Annotated in this window: 1 protein-coding gene; it reads right to left on the bottom strand. The window is 67.3% G+C overall.

Annotated features, from left to right (window positions below; translation table 11 throughout):
* The coding region (locus GORHZ_RS29325) for an RNA-guided endonuclease InsQ/TnpB family protein (protein WP_306302431.1) at nt 1-597 on the bottom strand (597 nt) is incomplete at its 3' end.
* Nucleotides 598-682 lie beyond the last annotated feature (85 nt).

Raw genomic sequence — 682 nt, 5'->3', positions numbered from 1 at the left:
ACTCTGTTCACCCGAACGGGTCTCGCCGAGTCGGGCGAGGTTGATCGCAGCATTGAGATCACGATCGATCCGCAGGCCGCAGTTGTCACACGCGAACACCCGATCGGCCAGCGACAGTTTGGTTTTCACTGCCTGGCAGGCCGAGCATGTTTTCGATGACGGATACCAACGGTCAGCCTCAACGAGCACTGAACCGTACCAACGGGTTTTGTAGCCGAGCATCCGCCGGATCTCCGCCAGCGCGGCATCAGCGAGCGCCCGATTCAGGCCACGCTTGTAGGCACCGCCGGCTGAGCGCATCCCGGCCGCGTTCAACGTTTCCACGACGATCACCTGGTGTCGCTGGGCGAGTGTGGTGGTGGCCTTGTGCACGCCGTCGCGGCGCACAGCTGCCGCATGCGCGTGTGTGCGGCCGATCCGCTGCTGGGTCCTGCGCCACCGGTTCGACGGCTGCTGCCGAGTCCGGGCGGCCGCGTCGTACGGACCGGCCTGCCGTGCGGCCCGGCGTTGCAGGGCTCGTAGTCGGGCTTGGACGGCGGTCAACGATTTCGGCGCCGGGACCCGATCGATCTCACGCCCGTCCGGGGGTGGCGACAACCAGCAGACTGTCGGCTTTCACCCCGACATCAACACCCACGATCGGCGCTGCGACCCCGACGTGCGCGGGCGGTTCGACCGCGCG

Origin of the sequence: Gordonia rhizosphera NBRC 16068 (genome assembly GCF_000298195.1) — a bacterium.
Taxonomy (GTDB): domain Bacteria; phylum Actinomycetota; class Actinomycetes; order Mycobacteriales; family Mycobacteriaceae; genus Gordonia; species Gordonia rhizosphera.
Note: the sequence above shows the minus strand (reverse complement) of the source record. Positions and strands in the feature narration are given on the sequence as shown.